This window comes from Coprobacillus cateniformis (genome assembly GCF_009767585.1).
Taxonomy (GTDB): domain Bacteria; phylum Bacillota_I; class Bacilli_A; order Erysipelotrichales; family Coprobacillaceae; genus Coprobacillus; species Coprobacillus cateniformis.
The window spans coordinates 1,691,384-1,709,604 of sequence record NZ_WSNW01000001.1; the positions used below are offsets into that span (position 1 = coordinate 1,691,384).

Annotated in this window: 15 protein-coding genes and 1 other annotated feature; of the genes, 12 read left to right on the top strand and 3 right to left on the bottom strand. The window is 29.9% G+C overall.

Annotated elements, in window-relative coordinates:
* Positions 1-58: 58 nt before the first annotated feature.
* The gene (locus GQF29_RS08565; protein WP_083806996.1) at positions 59-1,459 is read right to left on the bottom strand and encodes an aldehyde dehydrogenase; all 1,401 of its coding nucleotides are present in this window, start codon (positions 1,457-1,459) and stop codon (positions 59-61) included.
* A gap of 72 nt (positions 1,460-1,531) precedes the next feature.
* On the opposite strand from GQF29_RS08565, the gene GQF29_RS08570 reads away from it, so the two are divergent.
* From GQF29_RS08570 to GQF29_RS08610, 9 genes are all read left to right on the top strand, one after another.
* Entirely contained in the window at positions 1,532-2,284 is a 753-nt protein-coding gene (locus tag GQF29_RS08570) for a cell division protein FtsQ/DivIB (protein ID WP_008788978.1), read from the top strand.
* A gap of 90 nt (positions 2,285-2,374) precedes the next feature.
* Positions 2,375-2,569, top strand: a binding site (T-box leader).
* 36 nt (positions 2,570-2,605) lie between these two features.
* Positions 2,606-4,528: a methionine--tRNA ligase gene (gene metG / locus GQF29_RS08575; protein WP_008788977.1), complete on the top strand. Its 1,923-nt coding sequence runs from the start codon at positions 2,606-2,608 to the stop codon at positions 4,526-4,528.
* Positions 4,529-4,636: 108 nt separating this feature from the next.
* Positions 4,637-5,554, top strand: coding sequence for a LysR family transcriptional regulator (locus tag GQF29_RS08580; RefSeq protein WP_054325225.1), 918 nt, complete (start codon positions 4,637-4,639; stop codon positions 5,552-5,554).
* Positions 5,555-5,686: 132 nt separating this feature from the next.
* Entirely contained in the window at positions 5,687-6,160 is a 474-nt protein-coding gene (locus GQF29_RS08585) for a hypothetical protein (protein WP_008788975.1), read from the top strand.
* Between the two features lie 51 nt (positions 6,161-6,211).
* Positions 6,212-6,760 (top strand): S24/S26 family peptidase, encoded by a 549-nt coding sequence (locus GQF29_RS08590; protein ID WP_008788974.1) that lies wholly within the window; start codon positions 6,212-6,214, stop codon positions 6,758-6,760.
* Between the two features lie 353 nt (positions 6,761-7,113).
* Entirely contained in the window at positions 7,114-7,470 is a 357-nt protein-coding gene (locus GQF29_RS08595) for a helix-turn-helix domain-containing protein (protein WP_008788973.1), read from the top strand.
* Entirely contained in the window at positions 7,452-8,150 is a 699-nt protein-coding gene (locus GQF29_RS08600) for a LytR/AlgR family response regulator transcription factor (protein WP_054325226.1), read from the top strand. The genes GQF29_RS08595 and GQF29_RS08600 overlap by 19 nt, the downstream gene beginning before the upstream one ends.
* Entirely contained in the window at positions 8,141-9,409 is a 1,269-nt protein-coding gene (locus GQF29_RS08605; RefSeq protein WP_054688820.1) for a sensor histidine kinase, read from the top strand. Before GQF29_RS08600 ends, GQF29_RS08605 begins: the two co-directional genes overlap by 10 nt.
* Positions 9,410-9,498: 89 nt before the next feature.
* On the top strand, positions 9,499-10,050 hold the full coding sequence (locus tag GQF29_RS08610; protein WP_054325227.1) for an accessory gene regulator B family protein: 552 nt from the start codon (positions 9,499-9,501) through the stop codon (positions 10,048-10,050).
* 124 nt (positions 10,051-10,174) lie between these two features.
* Here the strand turns inward: GQF29_RS08610 and GQF29_RS08615 are convergent, their stop codons facing one another.
* Positions 10,175-11,131 carry a hypothetical protein gene (locus GQF29_RS08615; protein WP_117598998.1) on the bottom strand — a complete coding sequence of 319 codons (957 nt, stop codon included), beginning with the start codon at positions 11,129-11,131 and terminating at the stop codon, positions 10,175-10,177.
* Positions 11,132-11,259: 128 nt separating this feature from the next.
* On the opposite strand from GQF29_RS08615, the gene GQF29_RS08620 reads away from it, so the two are divergent.
* Entirely contained in the window at positions 11,260-11,913 is a 654-nt protein-coding gene (locus GQF29_RS08620; protein ID WP_008788968.1) for a YggS family pyridoxal phosphate-dependent enzyme, read from the top strand.
* A gap of 54 nt (positions 11,914-11,967) precedes the next feature.
* Here GQF29_RS08620 and GQF29_RS08625 read toward each other — a convergent pair whose 3' ends face one another.
* A complete protein-coding gene (locus tag GQF29_RS08625) occupies positions 11,968-13,272 on the bottom strand; it encodes an amidohydrolase (protein ID WP_017144005.1) in 1,305 nt (434 codons plus the stop codon).
* Between the two features lie 134 nt (positions 13,273-13,406).
* Here GQF29_RS08625 and GQF29_RS08630 point away from each other — a divergent pair, with 134 nt between their 5' ends.
* Together GQF29_RS08630 and GQF29_RS08635 are read left to right on the top strand one after the other, a co-directional pair.
* Complete coding sequence (locus tag GQF29_RS08630) at positions 13,407-13,838, top strand: MarR family winged helix-turn-helix transcriptional regulator (RefSeq protein WP_008788966.1); 432 nt, start codon at positions 13,407-13,409, stop codon at positions 13,836-13,838.
* Positions 13,839-13,938: 100 nt separating this feature from the next.
* Positions 13,939-18,162 (top strand): 2-hydroxyacyl-CoA dehydratase, encoded by a 4,224-nt coding sequence (locus GQF29_RS08635; RefSeq protein ID WP_008788965.1) that lies wholly within the window; start codon positions 13,939-13,941, stop codon positions 18,160-18,162.
* Positions 18,163-18,221 lie beyond the last annotated feature (59 nt).

Here is an 18,221-nt window from a genome sequence, read left to right on the forward strand (position 1 = left end):
AGTTAATATAAAAAGCAGTTCAATTTGAGAGATTTTTGAACTGCTTTTAAGGTTTCGTTTACTTTTCAAATAGACGAATCATTTTTTCTTTAAATGTCGTATAAGGGTAATATCTAAATGGGAGATCAATCCATGTTGCTTTCTTAACAAGACTTCTCGTATGAGAGAAGGTTTCAAAACTCTTTTTGCCATGATATGAACCCATGCCACTATGTCCAACACCACCAAATCCAAGTTGGCTTGTTGCAAGATGGATAATGGTATCATTAATACATCCACCTCCAAAACTACAAGAGTTTAAAAGTTTGTTTTGAACATCTTTATGACTTGAGAATATATAGAAGGCAAGAGGTCTTTCTCTTTTGTTGATGAAATCTATGACTTCATCAATTGAATGATATGTGATAATAGGAAGAATTGGTCCAAAGATTTCTTCTTTCATTAAGGGATTATCACTATCAATATGATCAACAAGTGTAGGTTCAATCTTCAAAGTTTGTAGATTTCCTTTTCCTCCAATAATAATATCTTGATTTTCAAGAAGGTGGGTGAGTCTTTCAAAATGTTTTTGGTTAATAATCTTAACAAGTTGATCATTTTCAAGTGGGTTATCACCAAAGAATTCTAAAATATATTGTTTTATATAGTCTATAAACGGCTTTTTTAAGTTCTCTCTCACTAACAAATAATCTGGCGCGACACATGTTTGTCCAGCATTTAAAAACTTACCAAAGGCAATTCTCTTGGCAGCTAATTTTAAACTATGAGCATCATCAACAATACAAGGACTCTTTCCACCAAGTTCCAATGTCACTGGAGTTAAATAGCGACTAGCTTTAGCCATCACTTGTTTACCAACTTCAACACTTCCAGTAAAAAAGATATAATCAAAACGTTGCTCAAGTAATGCTATATTTTCTTCTCGACCACCCTCAACAACAGCTACATATTTCTCATGACAAGTTTCATGAATCATTTGTTTAATAATATGAGAGACATGAGGTGCATAGGCGCTTGGTTTAATAATAACAGTGTTTCCAGCTGCAATAGCACCAATAGCAGGTTCGATTGATAACATAAAAGGATAATTCCAGGGACTCATAACAAGTGTAACGCCATAAGGTTCATAAGTTTCATAACTAACTCCATAAAACTGAGCCAAGGGAGTCCATACTTTTTTATTTTTCGACCATCTTTTTATATGTTTTAATTGATAATTTATTTCACTTAAAACCAATCCAATTTCAGCCATATAAGATTCAGTAGCATGCTTATTGAGGTCTTTCTTTAAAGCTATTATAATCTTATCTTCATTTTGAGTTATCCATTGTTTTATGTTCTGAATTGTTTTTATACGCATTTGAATATTTTTCGTATCATGTGTCATAAAATATTGACGTTGGGAATCAACTAACTGTGTAATATCCATAATATTCCTCCTATTAATAGTTATTTTCATTATAGCGTAATTCGCATAGTCTTTCAAAACGATTTGTGTTAGAATAAAACAACAGGAAAGGGTGAAACAAGAATGAATGCAGTATATCATGAATATGACGAAAATCCAGTTCGTAAAACATTAAAACAAAGAAAGAAAAAGAAACTGAAAAGAAAAGTCAAAATCTTATTAGTATTATGTCTTTTGATCATACTTGCATTTTATTTAATAAGTGATTATTCAAAAGTAAAATCTATACATATAAGTGGTAATTCTCTTACTGAGAAAGAAGAAATACTTGAACATATTACAATCAGTCAATCATCATACTATATGTTTATGAATACTCATAAAATAGAAAAGCAAATAAAACTATTACCGGCTATTAAAGAAGCTACAGTTCAATGTGACTGGGTAGGGAATATAAAGATTGAAGTGCAAGAAGCACAGCCAATTGCATATGCAAAAATAAATAAAGATATATATGAAATTAATAATATTGGAAATATTATTAAAACGACTGATCAAGATAGAATAAGTTTATTAAAATCATTACCTTATGTCAGTGAATTTAAAGAGGAAAAATTACTAAAACAATTCGCTGAAGGATTCAAAGATGTTCCTACACTTATGCAAAATGAAATAAGTGATATCATATTGTCGCCACAACGTGGTGATGAAACAAGGTTAAAATGTTTATTGAAAGGAGATAAGATTTTGTACATAAGAATTGAGGACTTATCAACAAGACTTGATGATGAAATCTTCAATTATGAAGCATATAAAACAAAGTACAAAGATAAATACAGTTTCTCAATAGAAGGTATTCATTTATATCTTGAATAGAATTAATAAATTGTCTAAAAGATAAAAAAGCGTTAAAAATATATGAGATGATATTGACAATAAAAGTGATATTTGTTAAGGTTAAAGATAGAAAAAGCAAAGAACAGAAGAGATTAAAAGGATGTTTTAGAGAACTGATGGTTGGTGAAAATCAGGACAGAAATTTTATGAGAATGGTCTGGGAGCTGTTATCTTGAATAGTTAGAGATAAACGTTAACTGCGTTAAAGTAATGAGAGACACTTCGGTGTAAAAAAGGTGGTACCGCGTATTTAACGTCCTTTTATAGGGGCGTTTTTTTATTTGGAAGGAGAGAACAAACATGAAAAATCCAAAAGATTATTATTTAACAACAGCAATTACTTATACTTCAGGAAAACCACATATTGGGAATACATATGAAATTATATTAGCAGATGCTATTGCAAGAAGTAAAAGACAAGAAGGATATAATGTTTATTTTCAAACTGGAACTGATGAACATGGCCAGAAGATTGAATTGAAAGCGCAAGAAGCAGGAATCCCTCCTAAACAATTTGTTGATGAAAAAGCAGCGGTTGTTAAAAATATTTGGGATTTAATGGATTCATCATATGATAAATTTATGAGAACAACAGATGAGTATCATATTAAGCAAGTCCAAAAGATATTTAAGAAATTATATGATCAAGGTGATATTTATTTAGGACACTATGAGGGTAAATATTGTACAGCATGTGAATCGTTTTTTACAGAATCACAACTTGTTGATGGCAAATGTCCTGATTGTGGGGGACCTGTTCATGATGCTAAGGAAGAAGCTTATTTCTTTAAGTTATCTAAATATGCAGATCGTTTAATTCAACATATTGAAAATCATCCAGAGTTTATTCAACCTGTTTCAAGAAAGAATGAAATGATGAATAACTTCTTAAAACCTGGTTTACAAGATTTATGTGTATCACGTACAACATTTACTTGGTCTATTCCAGTTGATTTTGATCCTAAACATGTCGTTTATGTATGGATTGATGCATTGACAAATTATATTACTGGTCTTGGTTATGATGTGGATGGAAATCATGGAGAACTGTATAAAAGATATTGGCCTGCTGACTTACATTTAATTGGTAAGGATATTGTAAGGTTTCATACAATTTATTGGCCAATTATGCTAATGGCACTAGACATTCCGTTGCCTAAACAGGTGTTCGGACATCCTTGGTTATTACAAGGGGAAAGCAAAATGTCTAAATCGAAAGGAAATGTAATTTATGCTGATGATTTGGTTCAAATCTTTGGTGTAGATGCCGTAAGATATTATGTTTTACATGAAATTCCTTATGATAATGATGGAAGTATTACATGGGATCTATTAGTAGAGCGTATTAATTCTGATTTAGCTAATATTTTAGGAAACTTGGTTAATAGAACAATTGCAATGACAAATAAATATTTTGATGGTGTTGTGACAAATCCAGAAGTATATGAAGAAGTTGATGATGAGTTAAAGCAAATTGCTTTAGCTATGCCAAAGAAAGTACAAGATTTAATGGATGAGTTCAAAGCATCTAAAGCATTAGACGAAATTTTTGTTTTGTTAAGAAGAACAAATAAATATATTGATGATACAATGCCTTGGGCTCTTGCTAAAGAAACTGACAAACAAGAACGTTTAGCTACTGTTCTTTATAATTTGATAGAAGCTATTCGTTTTGCAGCAATTGCACTAGAACCATTTATGCCATCAACTTCTACAAAAATTTTAGATCAAATTCATACTGATCTAAGAGATTTCAAAGATTTAAGTACTTTTGGATTATATCCAGTGGGAAATAAAGTGACTGATAAACCACAACAATTATTTGCAAGATTAGATCCAAAAGAGGTTGAAAAGAAAGTAGAAGCACTACAACCTAAAAAACAAGAACAAAAAGAAGATGAGAATCAAATTACTATTGATGATTTTGCTAAAATAGAATTAACTGTTGGAACAGTTGAAAAATGTGAAAAGCATCCAGATGCTGATAAATTACTTATTTCTCAAATTAACATTGGAAAAGAAGTTAGACAAATTGTATCAGGAATTGCTGATTTCTATAGTCCAGAAGATATGATTGGTAAGAAAGTTATTGTTGTATCTAATTTAAAACCAGCAGTTTTACGTGGTGTAGAATCACAAGGAATGATTTTAGCTGGTTCTAAGAAAAAGTTATTAGAACTTGTATCTGTTGAAAGCTTACCTAATGGAACAAAAATTAAATAATGAGAAAGTAGGTTCATTTCATGAGCCTGCTTTTCTTTTTAAAGAGAATATTTTATTTTGTGTATTTCATAAATATGATAAAATGAAAATGAAATGTAGGAGGATATCATGAGAAAAGAACAGTTATTTCAGTTTATAGAAGTTGTAGATTGTGGAAGCATAAATAAAGCAGCAGAAAAATTATATATATCTCAGCCTAATTTAAGTCGCTCTATCCATGCTTTAGAGGAAGATATGGGGAAAGCATTGATTATAAGAAACAATAGAGGTGTGACACTTACACCGACTGGGAAAATGTTATATTATTATGCAAGATCTATTTTGAATCAATTTCAGGTCCTTGAAAGATTAAAGGAATTAGATGCTGAACAAATTTATAGTCAGTTATCTATTTCTGTAGATTCTTTATTTTTAAAAGATGATATGATTTTGAATTTTTATAAACGTATAAGCAGTGCTGAAACAGAAATCAAGTTTTTAGAGACAACTGCTGAAGAGGTTCTTCAAAATGTAATTGATATGAAATCTGAAATAGGAATTACAATCTTGAATAACTACCAATTATCAATCTTTAAAAAGATGGCTGAAGTTAAAGATATTGAAGTACAAATATTAGGAAGTGGTCCTTTATATGTACATATAAGTGAAAATAATCCCCTTGCACATAAAGAAATTGTAAATATAAAAGAATTTTTTGAATATCCACGTATTCACTTACCATATGACTTTTTCTCAAATTTAAATTTATCATTATCGATAGATGGCTTTGCCTTATCAGAGTTCAAAAGAAGTATTATAATGAGCAATTATCATGCTATAATCAATATGATAAATCATGCAGATGCCTTGATGTTAGGGAATAAATGGCAGGTGGAGGAATTAAAATATTCGCATATAAAGAGTATCGAAATAGAGAATAGTGGAATCACAATGAACTTTGTTATTATTAAACGAAAACGTGATACAATATCAAATGCAGGTCAAGTATTTTTAGATATTTTGCATGAAAACTATGATTATATTTAGTTATGTATAAATTGATATAACTAGGCATTTCAATTTAAGTATTATACAATCTAACTTTTTTGGAATACAATTAAGATGTATTAAGGAATAACATTCCTAATATCATTTGTATAAAAAAGGAGAAAAAATAATATGAAAAAGAGTACAATTTTAACATTCGCGACAGCAGTAGCAATTGTTGCAACTTCAGCAGGAACATTCGCAGCATGGGATCAATTAGAAGATACATCTGATGTAGCAAATTTGGTTGTTGGAACACCAGTAACAGTACAAGCAGGAACATTAACAACTTTTAGTGAAGAAAGTAGAGTTTTAGGTGATACACTTCCATCATACACAAGTACAGTTGAATTTAATGTTGTTGATAATAATAGTAAAGTCAGTACATTAACACTTCAACCAATATTAACTGATTCAAGTGATCAACCTATAGATTCATCAAAAGCTACAATAGAAATTACACAAGATGGTGCTGATAATGGTTTGACTGGAAATGTTGATTCTAAAGTTGAAGCAACAAATACTTATAATGTTAAGGTGTCAGTCAAAGATGCATCTTTAGCAGGTGAAACTTTAAAAGTTTCTGTGAAAGGAACATTACAATAATAAAATCAACCGTCTTATGACGGTTTTTTTACTCATGAAAGGAGGTATATCATGCGTTATTTCAAACCATTTCTTCAAATTATACATAAAGTATTTATAATTGAACTTATTTTTTGTTTTACACTCATCATATACTTTCCTGATAAAGTGGCAGAAGTAACAGGCTATCGTCTTTATACTGTTTTGTCAGATAGTATGGAGCCGAAAATTCCGACTTACTCACTTGTTCTTACAAAACTCATACCTGTTGAAAAGACAATTCAACCAGATACAATTGTAACATTTGAAGCTGATCGATTTGGTGAAAATATTTTATTAACTCACTATTTTAGGGAAACACAGATAGGTAATGATGGGAATACTTATTATAGGACACAAGCTGAAGGTAAAGATTTCTTTGATAATTATGAAACCAAAAGAAGTGATATTATTGGAGAATACATTTACCATATACCATATATTGGAAAGATTTTCTTATTTTTGAAAAGTTCTTTTGGATTGGTGTATATGGGAGAATTATTTGTTATTTATTTAATAAATATATTAATTAAAACAAGGTGGAAAGAAAAAGAAGTAAAGTTAAGGAAACAATTAGCTTAGGTATAAACTATGTATTGAATTACATTCTTGATTTGTAATAATCATATGGTGTGATTGAAGACATAGTTTTTATATTTAAATTATCTGATATGAAAAGTGTAAAGGTGTTTGGTGAAGCATTATGATCATCTTAATAAATTCTATAAAAATTATAAGTAATGAAAAATTTAGTGATTATGGTATAAAAAGATATACAGTTTTTAGTAGAATACAGGACAGCTCTTAATTATTATCAATTAGATACAATTTGTTGACGAATATATGTGAATACTCATTTTATGAGTACGAAAACAATAAATGTGAGTAAATTGATGTATGTGTTTACTTTATAATGAAATATGAGGTGAATAAGTATGTCGAAAATAAAAGAGTTAAGAGAACAATGTGGTTTGACACAGGAGGAGTTTGGAGACAAGATAGGTATGTCTCAGCAAACAGTAAGTAGAATAGAGAAAAATATAGACTCATTAGATATAAAAACATTAAAAATCATTAGTCAATACTTTCACGTGCCAATCAATTATATAATAGGAGAAGATACTAAAAAATATAATATGTATGTTCATGAAAGTTCAATATCTGTACTTGCAGAATATCCTTTTATAAATCAATATCTTCTATCCCTTGATCCAGAAGCATTAAAACATATTAATGAAGCACTTAAAATTCAATATGCTAAGGAAGATAATGAATGTTTAATATTGCAATAGTTGATGATGAATGGGCTTTTCTTCAATTAATCAGTTCACAAATGCTTAAGACAGACTACTATAATGATATAGAGATATACAAGTTTTTAACATGTGAAAAACTATTAAAAGAAAAAGAGAAAATCAATTTCCATCTTATCTTTATGGATATAGATCTAAGAGAAACCGATGGTATAGAATTTGTTCATAAGCATTTTTATAATACTCCCATTATTTACATAACTTCTCACGCAGATAGAATGGCGGATTGTATTGACCATAATGTTTATAAGTTCGTATTAAAAGAGAATATAGAAGTTTTCTTTCAAAATCAATTTCAAGATATATATACTCGCCTAAAAGATTCTTTTATTCAGATTAATTATAATAGTAATATTACGCTATTAGATGTTAATGAGGTTATTTATGTAAAATATGAAAAAAGAGATATCTGGCTTTATACAAAATCAAATAAATATATCATGAAAAGAGTCAGTTTATCTGCTTTTATGAAACATTATCAATATGAATTTTTAGGTATTAACAAAAATACATATATAAATTGGAAGCATATCCTATCAATAACTAAAGATAAGGGAGTCCTTTTAAAGGGGAAACATAGGTGTTTGCCCATATCTAGCAATAGATATTATAGATTAATAGATGAATACGTAGAAAGAAGAGGAGGGATATGGTTTTAGAGTATTTATATTGTTTGATTTATGAAACGGTTATTGGTTATATCTTTTATCAGTTAATTAAAAAAGATAGTCAAAGAATTATTATCAGAATCGTGTTTCTATCATTTATAAACTTTATAATAACATATCTTATTGGTCACCTCTTAGGACAATTAGTAGTATATGATATTCCATATTTAGGAATATTATTGAATCTAATTTTGCTCTATATTGAAATACAAGTATATAAGAATATTATATATAATTATGCATTGGTTGGTTTTGTAATAAGTAGTTATTATTGTTTGTATGGGTTTATATCTTTAATCATAAATAGAATGAGTATACATATTTTTCATCTCGATTTTTCTGATCTTTATGCAGTAGGATTTATGAGAATCATAATTATATTCATAATCGTTATGATATCATTTTTGATAATGAAATATCTTATCAAAATAACCAATATAAAAAATGCTTATCTTCCTCAACAATATATATGTTTCTACAACCTTATCATTATTATTGTCATCTTGATAGTGATGTTATTATCACAATATATTGTTTATGATGACAGTCATGTTCTTCTTATCTTCTTTTTCATTATTATTCTTTACACCTGTTTTCATATCTTACTTCATCAAACAATGAATATATATAGAGAAAAAGAAGTAGAAAAAACAAAAAACCAAATGAATAATATGATTCTTCAAAATATTAATCTTCACATAAAGAATCAAGAAGAAATAAAGAAATTTAAACATGATATTAAAAACAAATTGGAAACTATTCAATATCTGAATCTTGAACATAGTCATCAATTATATAATGAAGTTATTCAAGAATTAAAATCCATTGACAAACTCATTCATACTCAAAATCCATATATAGATGCCATTATTAATACAAAATACGCTCAATATAAAGATCAAATTAAATTTCACTGTGTTGTAAAAAGTATTGAAGATGGACATATGAAAGTCACAGACCTCTGTTCAATATTATTTAATCTTCTTGATAATGCAATAGAAGAAACATTAAAAACAAATCAAAAAGAAATCAATATATATATCGAGTATTCTCTCAATGAATTAATTATACAGGTCAAAAACCCTATTGTTAATCACAATATCGATTGGGTAAGCCATAAAGGTGGAGAACATCAAGGACTAGGTCTAACAATTATTCAAGAAAAAGTTAATCTATATAATGGAATATATAAAAAACAGATAACAGAAGATACCTTTATTAGTTATATTTATATTTCTTTTCACAACTAATTTTATGAATGTGTAGCAGATTTTGGGGGTTTGTGTCACATCAAAAGGAAAAATAAAATTTATAATGATAAGATAAGAAAGGTGATGCTATGTTACAGAAAATATCACAAATGATAATAGATAGTCTCATCAAAAAACATAAGATCTTACCTAATGAACAAGATTTATATAATTATGGATTGCAATTGATCATATCAAATTTAGCGGCTTTTGTAATGGTTATTATCATGGGATTATTATTTCATCAATTGCTTTGGACATTATGTTTTCTCGTTCTATTTTATTGGGTTAGATATTATGGTGGTGGGTATCATGCTAAAACAATGTTAAGATGTATGTTTTTAACACTCCTTGTTCACATTCTTTTTATTCTTTTGTTAAAGTATCAATTGAATTGTTATTTATATTTATGGGTTATGATTATACCTATATATATTTATAGAGTTCCTCAAAACCCTGATATCTTACTTTCGCAAGTTAAGAAATATAAAATAATCAATAAAGTCATGATGTGTTTAGGTTGTGTTATAAGCTTATGGACATTAAAATATTCGAATCTGAGTTTAACTGTAACATATGCATTTGCTGTAACTGCAATATCTAATTTAGGAGGAGGTCATAAAAATGTTGAAGATTATTAAAAAAATAGCTATCAAGAACTTAAATAATTGTTCTCCGTGGGAATTTTACAAACCACAAAAACCATCTCAAAAAAATAAATAAATCAAAATTAAAAATCATCCTATGTTTTATCATAAGATGATTTTATTTTCTAAAAAGTGAACGATATGATTTTAAATTTCTTAAGAGTTTATAGAGGGATATCATATAAATCATAATAAGCGCACTCATAATAAAGACATTCACCATTGTATAATTGAAATTAATATTTAATGGTAATAGATAATCTTTGAGAAACCCAGAATTTACAACGAAAATAGTTAAAGCAGTTAATGTAAATATGTTTATAGCAGTACTATATTTCAAATATTTTTTAGTATATCTTTTTTTAGTCATGTCAATTATATAATCTACAAAGATAATCATAATAAATGGCTGAAAGAAATATGTCATAAGATGAATCATCTGATAAGATTCATGTTGAATTTGCATTATAATATCTCTAGAAAAAAAGATAGCATAAATTGAGAAAAAAATTGTAAATATAATCATCAGAACAGTTTCAGCTATATGACTAGGATAGTGCGACTGATGAGGCAATTTATAGAGCTTATCTAGTGACCATAAAGGATCAATTTCCTGAGTTACTCTGTTTTTATAATCTAGAATGATGAGTGCGATAAAAGATATAACAGCGATACTCCCCATAATAATGAAGGGATGAGAGAGTAACCATGTTAATAGTGTTGAAGTATTTAACGTTGCAGTTACATGCTCAGTTGATTGGAAGGGCAGACAATTTAATTGTTGCAAATAGTAAAGTGTAGAGAAGAATAAATATATTCCTGAAACAATAAATACAGTTTTCTCAATAAAATTGACGATTTTAGGATTATATATATGTTGTAGAAATGGTCTATAGCCATAACTTAAGGCAACGCTTCGTGGATGACCATAACTGACGAGTAAATCCTCTAAATCATCATAGTGATGTGCCGATTTTTGAATTTGTTCTTTTAAATCTGTATAAACACGATGTCTTTTAGGACCTAAAAAATAAGAACAAACTGCTCCTAAATACCTTTCAAGTAAATCATTCACTCACATCACCCACCTTCTTTATTATAACAATCATAACACATATATGTGAATTCTTTTTGATTATGTCATAAAATTATAGTAAAATTATCAAAAAGTTATAAAATAATAATAAGGATAGGTGAATTGAAATGATAGTTAATCAGCAGGCGGTTTATAAAATATTAGAAGAGATTAAACCTGCAACACTTGTTGCAGCAACTAAATATATAGATGAAAAAGAAATTGAAGAGTTAGAAAAATGTGGATGTTTTTATTATGGTGAAAATAGGGTTCAAGCTTTTTTGGAAAAGTATGAAAAATATCATGGGAAAGGACATTGGCATTTCATTGGGACTTTACAGACAAATAAAGTGAAATATATTATTGATAAGGTTGATCTTATTCATTCTGTTAATAGTTATAGTTTAATAGATGAACTTGAAAAACAGGCAAGCAAAAGAGATATAAAAATTCATATCCTCTTACAAGTAAATATTGCAAATGAAAACAGTAAACATGGGTTTACTATTGAAGAGATGAATAATGTCATGGTGTATATACAAAAGTGTAGTGCACTTATTGTGGATGGATTGATGATGATGGCACCGCACATTGAAGCTGAACAAACAAGACCATATTTTCAGCAAACTCATGAACTTCTTCATAAATTAAAACGTGACTTTCCACATCACCCATTAAAAGAACTCTCAATGGGTATGTCAGAAGACTATCACATTGCCTTAGAAGAAGGTGCCACTTTTGTGAGAATTGGTCGAGCCTTATTTAAAGATGAACAGTCATGAAATGCAAAGGTTATGAATATATAATGTAATAAAGTCTATCCGACGAGATAGACTTTATTGCATTATATTATAAACCAAACTGGCAAATATTCTAGGTCCTTTTTCGAGAACCTTTTCATCAAAATCAAAAGAGTCATTATGAGGTGACGAAGTCATAGGAGTTAGGAACTTCATATAAGTTGCAACTCCACCATGAGATTGCACCCTTTCCATCATATAAGAATAATCATCACTCCCACCTAATGGGCTTAAGTCTCGCTTAGATAGTTTTAAATCAGGCATATATTCTTCACAAATAGAACGTATTTTATCCATCAATGATTTATCACATTTCAGTGCATATGCCTTTCCCATTTCTTCAATTTCAACAACTGTATCATGCATTAAAGCAGAACCTTTTATAATATCTCTGGCATAAATTTCCATATATCTATTTAATTCACTTGTAACACCACGAACCTCTATCTCAAGTTTGGCAGTTTCAGGAACGACGTTTCTGCTTGTTCCTGCATGAACTGTCCCCACATTGACACGAGTACAACCATCGCTATTACGTGGAATGGAATGAAGATTGAGGATACAGTTAGCAGCTGACAATAATGCATTTTTACCAAATTGTGGTGACTCTGCAGCGTGAGTAGATATACCATGATAAGTGACATCTAGTTTTGTAGTTGCAAAAGAATCATCCATGCCTAAATAAAGATCATATTTTCTATGTTCTTGAGGCATAATATGAGCAGCAAGAATATAATCAACATCATCTAAAAAACCACTTTCACAAATGCATTTAGCACCACGTACTCCTTCTTCAGCTGGTTGAAATATAATTTTAAGAGTGCCATGAAGTTTATCTTTCAATTCCATAAGTATGCGAGCTGTAGTTAAACCTATAGCAGTGTGTCCATCGTGTCCACATGCATGCATTGCACCGATGTGACAAGAAGAAAACCTTTGCTGAAAAGGATAATGATGTTGAGAGGTTTCTTCAATTAATCCTAAAGCATCTATATCAAATCTTAAGGCTATTGTAGGACCTTCTCCATTCTTAAGAACACCAGCTACAGCAGTCATTCCGTTTTTGACTTTCTCTAAATATTTAGGATTGGCATTTTCTTTTTGGGCACGGCGATAATTTAAGTGAAGAACTGTTTCTGGTGGAAGACCCATGCGGGCTTCTTTTTTCATAATCTCTTCACCAACAAGAACTTCGTATCCTAATTCTTCCAATTGGGTTGCAATAAGGCATGCAGTACGTGTTTCTAACCAACCACGTTCAGCGTATTTATGAAGATCACGTCGTATTTTGACTGTGTCATAGTAATAAGAATGCGAAAGTTCTTTGATTTTTTGATACATATATTTCACTTCCTTTTCTCTATTGTATCAATTTCAAATATGAACATCAATTCTAAAGAATGAAAATGAAAATTTTAAAGCGTTGACAAATTATGACAAGAGGTATAAAATGCTCATAGTGTGAGGTATTAAAAATGGAATTTCAGAATTATGCAAATGAGTTAATTGAATATTTAATTATAGGTGAACAGCGTGGGCGTTTGATTCAATATAATATATCTGAGATTGCTAAGGGGGAAATTGCTGTTTTGATGTATTTGTTAAAAGAAAAAGATGGCGCGAATGCATATGAAATTAGTCGTCGTTTTGATATCAATACATCACGTGTAGCAGCTATCCTTAATAGTTTATGTCGTAAAGAGTATGTTAAACGTATGTCTGATGCTGATGATAAAAGAAAAATACATGTCTATATAACACCAAAAGGGCAATCATTCTGCTTACAGAGATACAATGATGTTTTATCCCATGTCACAAGAATGTTATCAGAACTTGGTGAGAAAGATGCTAAGGAGTATGTGAGGATAATGAAGAAGATTACTGATATATTTAAGGAAATGGACTAGTTTTTAAGCATCATGATTGAAATTATCTTCACATTCAGTTAGTATTTGTGGAGTATTTTGCGGAAAAATAGCAGGTAATAGGAATGGTTTTAGGAGGACAATGATGAGTCAATATTATTTAGGAATCGATGTAGGTTCTACAACGGTGAAAGCATATTTAACAGATGAGGATGATAAGTGTCTTTATTCAAATTATGTGAGGCATAATTCGGATGTAAGAAATACTATTTTAACATTATTAGAGGACATATCAGAAAAGTATTCAGATATTGCTATTTATCCAGTCATTACAGGTTCAGGTGGTCTATCAATCTCTGAATCATTAAATATACAATTTGTACAAGAAGTGATAGCTTGTACAAAAACAATAGAAACATATATACCAGAAACAGATGTTGCCATTGAACTTGGTGGGGAAGACGCTAAGATTACATATTTTGAGGGTTCATTAGAACAACGAATGAATGGAACTTGTGCTGGTGGGACAGGTGCTTTTATTGATCAGATGGCAACATTACTTCAAACTGATGCATCAGGTTTAAATGATTATGCCAAGAACTATAACAGAATTTATCCAATTGCTTCACGATGTGGTGTTTTTGCTAAAACAGATATCCAACCTTTAATTAACGAAGGTGCTCAAAAAGAGGATATTGCAGCATCAATTTTTCAAGCTGTTGTCAATCAGACAATTAGTGGGTTGGCATGTGGAAAACCTATTAAAGGGAAGGTTGCTTTCTTAGGTGGACCGTTATACTTCTTAGATCAGTTACGTGCACGTTTTATAGATACATTAAATTTAAAAGATAATGAAGTTATTTTTCCTGATAATTCTCAATTGTTTGTAGCTATGGGAGCATGTTTAAATGCTAAAGAGGTTAAAACAAGTCTTCGTTTACAACAGTTGATTATGAGTTTGAAAGAGTTGAAGAATCAAGGAAATGAAGCAGTACATACTTTGGAACCATTATTCCATAATGAGGATGAATTAAGAGGCTTTAGAGAAAGACATCTTCAAGCAATGACAAAAAAGAAAAATATAAAAAAATATAAAGGTGATATATATTTAGGTATTGATGTTGGATCTACAACATCAAAGGTTATTCTTATAGATAATGAAGGTTCTATTTTATATTCTTTCTATAATTCAAATGAAGGTAATCCATTAGATTTAATTATTAGAATTATGAAAGAAGTTTATGAAATGATTCCAGAAGGATGTAAAATCAAAAAAGCTGGTGTTACTGGTTATGGAGAAGCTCTTATTAAAGCTGCACTTAAAGTAGATATTGGAGAGGTTGAAACAATTGCTCATTATACTGCTGCCAAACATTTTCAACCAGAAGTGGACTTTATTTTAGATATTGGTGGTCAGGATATGAAGGCCATTACTATTAGAGATGATGTTATTCAAGATATTACACTAAATGAAGCTTGTTCATCAGGTTGTGGCTCATTCTTGGAGACATTTGCTCATTCTTTAGGATATAAAATAGATGAATTTGCAGAATTAGCGTTATTATCAAATCATCCATTAGATTTGGGAAGTCGTTGTACTGTTTTTATGAATTCAAAAGTCAAACAGGCGCAAAAAGAAGGTGCTTCATTAGCTGATATATCAGCTGGTTTATCTTATTCGGTCATTAAAAATGCTCTTTATAAAGTTATTAAATTAAGAAATAAAGAACAGATTGGTAAAAATGTTGTTGTTCAGGGTGGGACATTCTATAATGAAGCAGTTTTACGTGCTTTTGAAAAAGAAGCAGATATAGAAGTTATTCGACCAGATATTGCTGGATTAATGGGTGCCTATGGAATGGCAACAATCGCAATGGATAAAGATGATGGTAAGGGTTCTACAATTTTATCACTCACTGAATTAGAAAAGCTAACATATACAAATGCTATGAAAAATTGTGGCAAATGTACAAATAATTGTATGTTAACAATTACAACATTTAATGATGGAAGAGAGTATATTAGTGGAAATAGATGCGAGCGTGGAGCAAATTTACCATTAGTATCTAAAAAGTTACCAAATCTTTTTGATTATAAATATCGACGAGTTTTTAATTATCGCTCACTTTCAGAGGAAGAGGCGTTAAGAGGAATGGTTGGAATTCCAAGAGCATTAAATATGTATGAAAATTATCCATTTTGGCATACATTATTAACTGAATTAAAGTTTAGAGTTATTTTATCAGCACGTTCTTCAAAAGCTATTTATGAAAAAGGAATAGAATCTATTCCAAGTGAAAGTGCATGTTATCCTGCCAAGATTACACATGGACATATTGAAAACCTGATTGAAAAGGGGCTTCACTTTATCTTCTATCCATCTGTTGCTTATGAGAGATTAGAAAATGAAGAAGCAGGAAATCATTATAATTGTCCAGTTGTTGCTTCTTATCCAGAAGTTATAAAAAATAATGTTGATAGTCTAGATCATAATGATATATGTTTTAAAAATCCTTTTGTATCATTAAATAATCCTAAAACTCTGTTTCATGTATTAAAAGAAGAATTAAAAGAATTCCATGTGAGTGATCAAGAACTACAAATTGCTATAGATAAAGCATATGTAGAATTAAATCGTTGTCAGGAAGATATTCGTCAAGAAGGATTAAAAGCAATGGAGTATATGCAGGAACATCATTTACAGGGAATTGTTTTGGCTGGTCGTCCTTATCATATTGATCCAGAGATTAATCATGGAATTGCAGATTTAATTACAAGTGAAGGGTTTGTTGTTCTAAGTGAAGATAGTGTATGTTATTTGGATCAGGAACATTTAAAATTAAGAGTTGTTGATCAATGGACATATCATTCACGTCTATACAAGGCAGCATCTTATGTTTCATCACGGAATGATTTACAGCTTATTCAATTAACTTCATTTGGTTGTGGTTTAGATGCTGTAACAGCTGATCAGGTAGCAGAAATCTTAAAAGCTAGAAATAAGATTTATACATTAATTAAAATTGATGAAGGTAGTAACTTAGGTGCCATTCGTATTCGTATTCGTTCTTTAAAAGCAACCCTTGAAAAGAAAGAAGAAATCATCAATTTAAATCAGAAATATGAACAAATAAAAGTTCCATTTACAAAAGAAATGAGAGAAGCTCGTTATACAATTCTTTGCCCACAAATGTCACCATTGCATTTCCAATTCGTTGAAACTGCTATGAATTCTGAAGGTTATAACTTTGTTGTCTTACCTTCAGTTGATAAAGATGCTGTTGAACAAGGATTAAAATACGTTAATAATGATGCTTGTTATCCAAGTATATTGGTAACTGGACAAATGATGAATGCTTTAAACAGTGGCAAATATGATTTAAATAAAGTTGCATTAATGATTTCTCAAACAGGTGGAGGGTGTCGAGCAACGAATTATATTGCTTTTATACGTAAGGCATTAAAAGATGCTGGTATGGAACACATTCCTGTTATTTCAGCAAACTTATCAGGTTTAGAAAGCAATCCAGGGTTTAAAATTACATATAAGGTTGCTAAAAAAGTTATCATTGGAGCTATGTATGGAGATTTATTTATGCGAGTTCTTTATCGAGTCAGACCATATGAGGCTATTCCTGGATCAGCAAATGAACTTTATGAATCATGGGTAGCAAAATGCCAAGAAAATGTTAAGAATGGAAATATGAAAGAATTTAAGAAGAATGTATATCAAATTGTTAAAGATTTTGATGAGTTACCATTGCTAGACATTAAAAAGCCACGCGTTGGATTAGTTGGTGAGATATTGGTTAAATTTCACCCTACTGCTAATAATCAAATTGTTGATATTATTGAAGCTGAAGGTGGTGAAGCTGTTATGCCGGATCTTATAGATTTTTTCCAATACTGTTTCTATAATACTTGGTATGAACATGAACATTTTGATGTTAAAAAGTCATCAGTCTTATTATGTAATTTTGCAATTTGGTTTGTAGATTATTTACGTAGGGATATGATAAAAGCATTAAAAGCATCAAAGCGTTTTGATGCACCACATCCTATTGATCAAATTGCTAAAAAGGCAACTGAAATTGTTTCAATGGGAAATATGACTGGTGAAGGGTGGTTCTTAACCGGTGAAATGATTGAATTAATTGAAGAAGGTGCTCCTAATATTGTTTGTATGCAGCCATTTGCCTGTTTACCAAACCATGTCACTGGTAAAGGAGTTATTAAAGCATTACGTAAGAGATATCCCGAAAGTAATATTGTGGCTGTTGATTATGATCCAGGTGCAAGTGAGGTCAATCAATTAAATAGAATTAAGTTGATGTTATCAACTGCATTTAAGAATATAAAGGATTAACTTTATATTCTTTTCATATGTATTCCCTTTTTAGATAACTTTGTGACAATAGTGTGACT

Excerpts from the sequence above, each read along its gene's own strand:
- GQF29_RS08565 (WP_083806996.1), bottom strand. The coding sequence starts at position 1,459 with ATGAAAATAACTATTAATAGGAGGAATATTATGGATATTACACAGTTA.
- GQF29_RS08570 (WP_008788978.1), top strand. The coding sequence starts at position 1,532 with ATGAATGCAGTATATCATGAATATGACGAAAATCCAGTTCGTAAAACA.
- metG (WP_008788977.1), top strand. The coding sequence starts at position 2,606 with ATGAAAAATCCAAAAGATTATTATTTAACAACAGCAATTACTTATACT.
- GQF29_RS08580 (WP_054325225.1), top strand. The coding sequence starts at position 4,637 with ATGAGAAAAGAACAGTTATTTCAGTTTATAGAAGTTGTAGATTGTGGA.
- GQF29_RS08585 (WP_008788975.1), top strand. The coding sequence starts at position 5,687 with ATGAAAAAGAGTACAATTTTAACATTCGCGACAGCAGTAGCAATTGTT.
- GQF29_RS08590 (WP_008788974.1), top strand. The coding sequence starts at position 6,212 with ATGCGTTATTTCAAACCATTTCTTCAAATTATACATAAAGTATTTATA.
- GQF29_RS08595 (WP_008788973.1), top strand. The coding sequence starts at position 7,114 with ATGTCGAAAATAAAAGAGTTAAGAGAACAATGTGGTTTGACACAGGAG.
- GQF29_RS08600 (WP_054325226.1), top strand. The coding sequence starts at position 7,452 with ATGTTTAATATTGCAATAGTTGATGATGAATGGGCTTTTCTTCAATTA.
- GQF29_RS08605 (WP_054688820.1), top strand. The coding sequence starts at position 8,141 with ATGGTTTTAGAGTATTTATATTGTTTGATTTATGAAACGGTTATTGGT.
- GQF29_RS08610 (WP_054325227.1), top strand. The coding sequence starts at position 9,499 with ATGTTACAGAAAATATCACAAATGATAATAGATAGTCTCATCAAAAAA.
- GQF29_RS08620 (WP_008788968.1), top strand. The coding sequence starts at position 11,260 with ATGATAGTTAATCAGCAGGCGGTTTATAAAATATTAGAAGAGATTAAA.
- GQF29_RS08625 (WP_017144005.1), bottom strand. The coding sequence starts at position 13,272 with ATGTATCAAAAAATCAAAGAACTTTCGCATTCTTATTACTATGACACA.
- GQF29_RS08630 (WP_008788966.1), top strand. The coding sequence starts at position 13,407 with ATGGAATTTCAGAATTATGCAAATGAGTTAATTGAATATTTAATTATA.
- GQF29_RS08635 (WP_008788965.1), top strand. The coding sequence starts at position 13,939 with ATGATGAGTCAATATTATTTAGGAATCGATGTAGGTTCTACAACGGTG.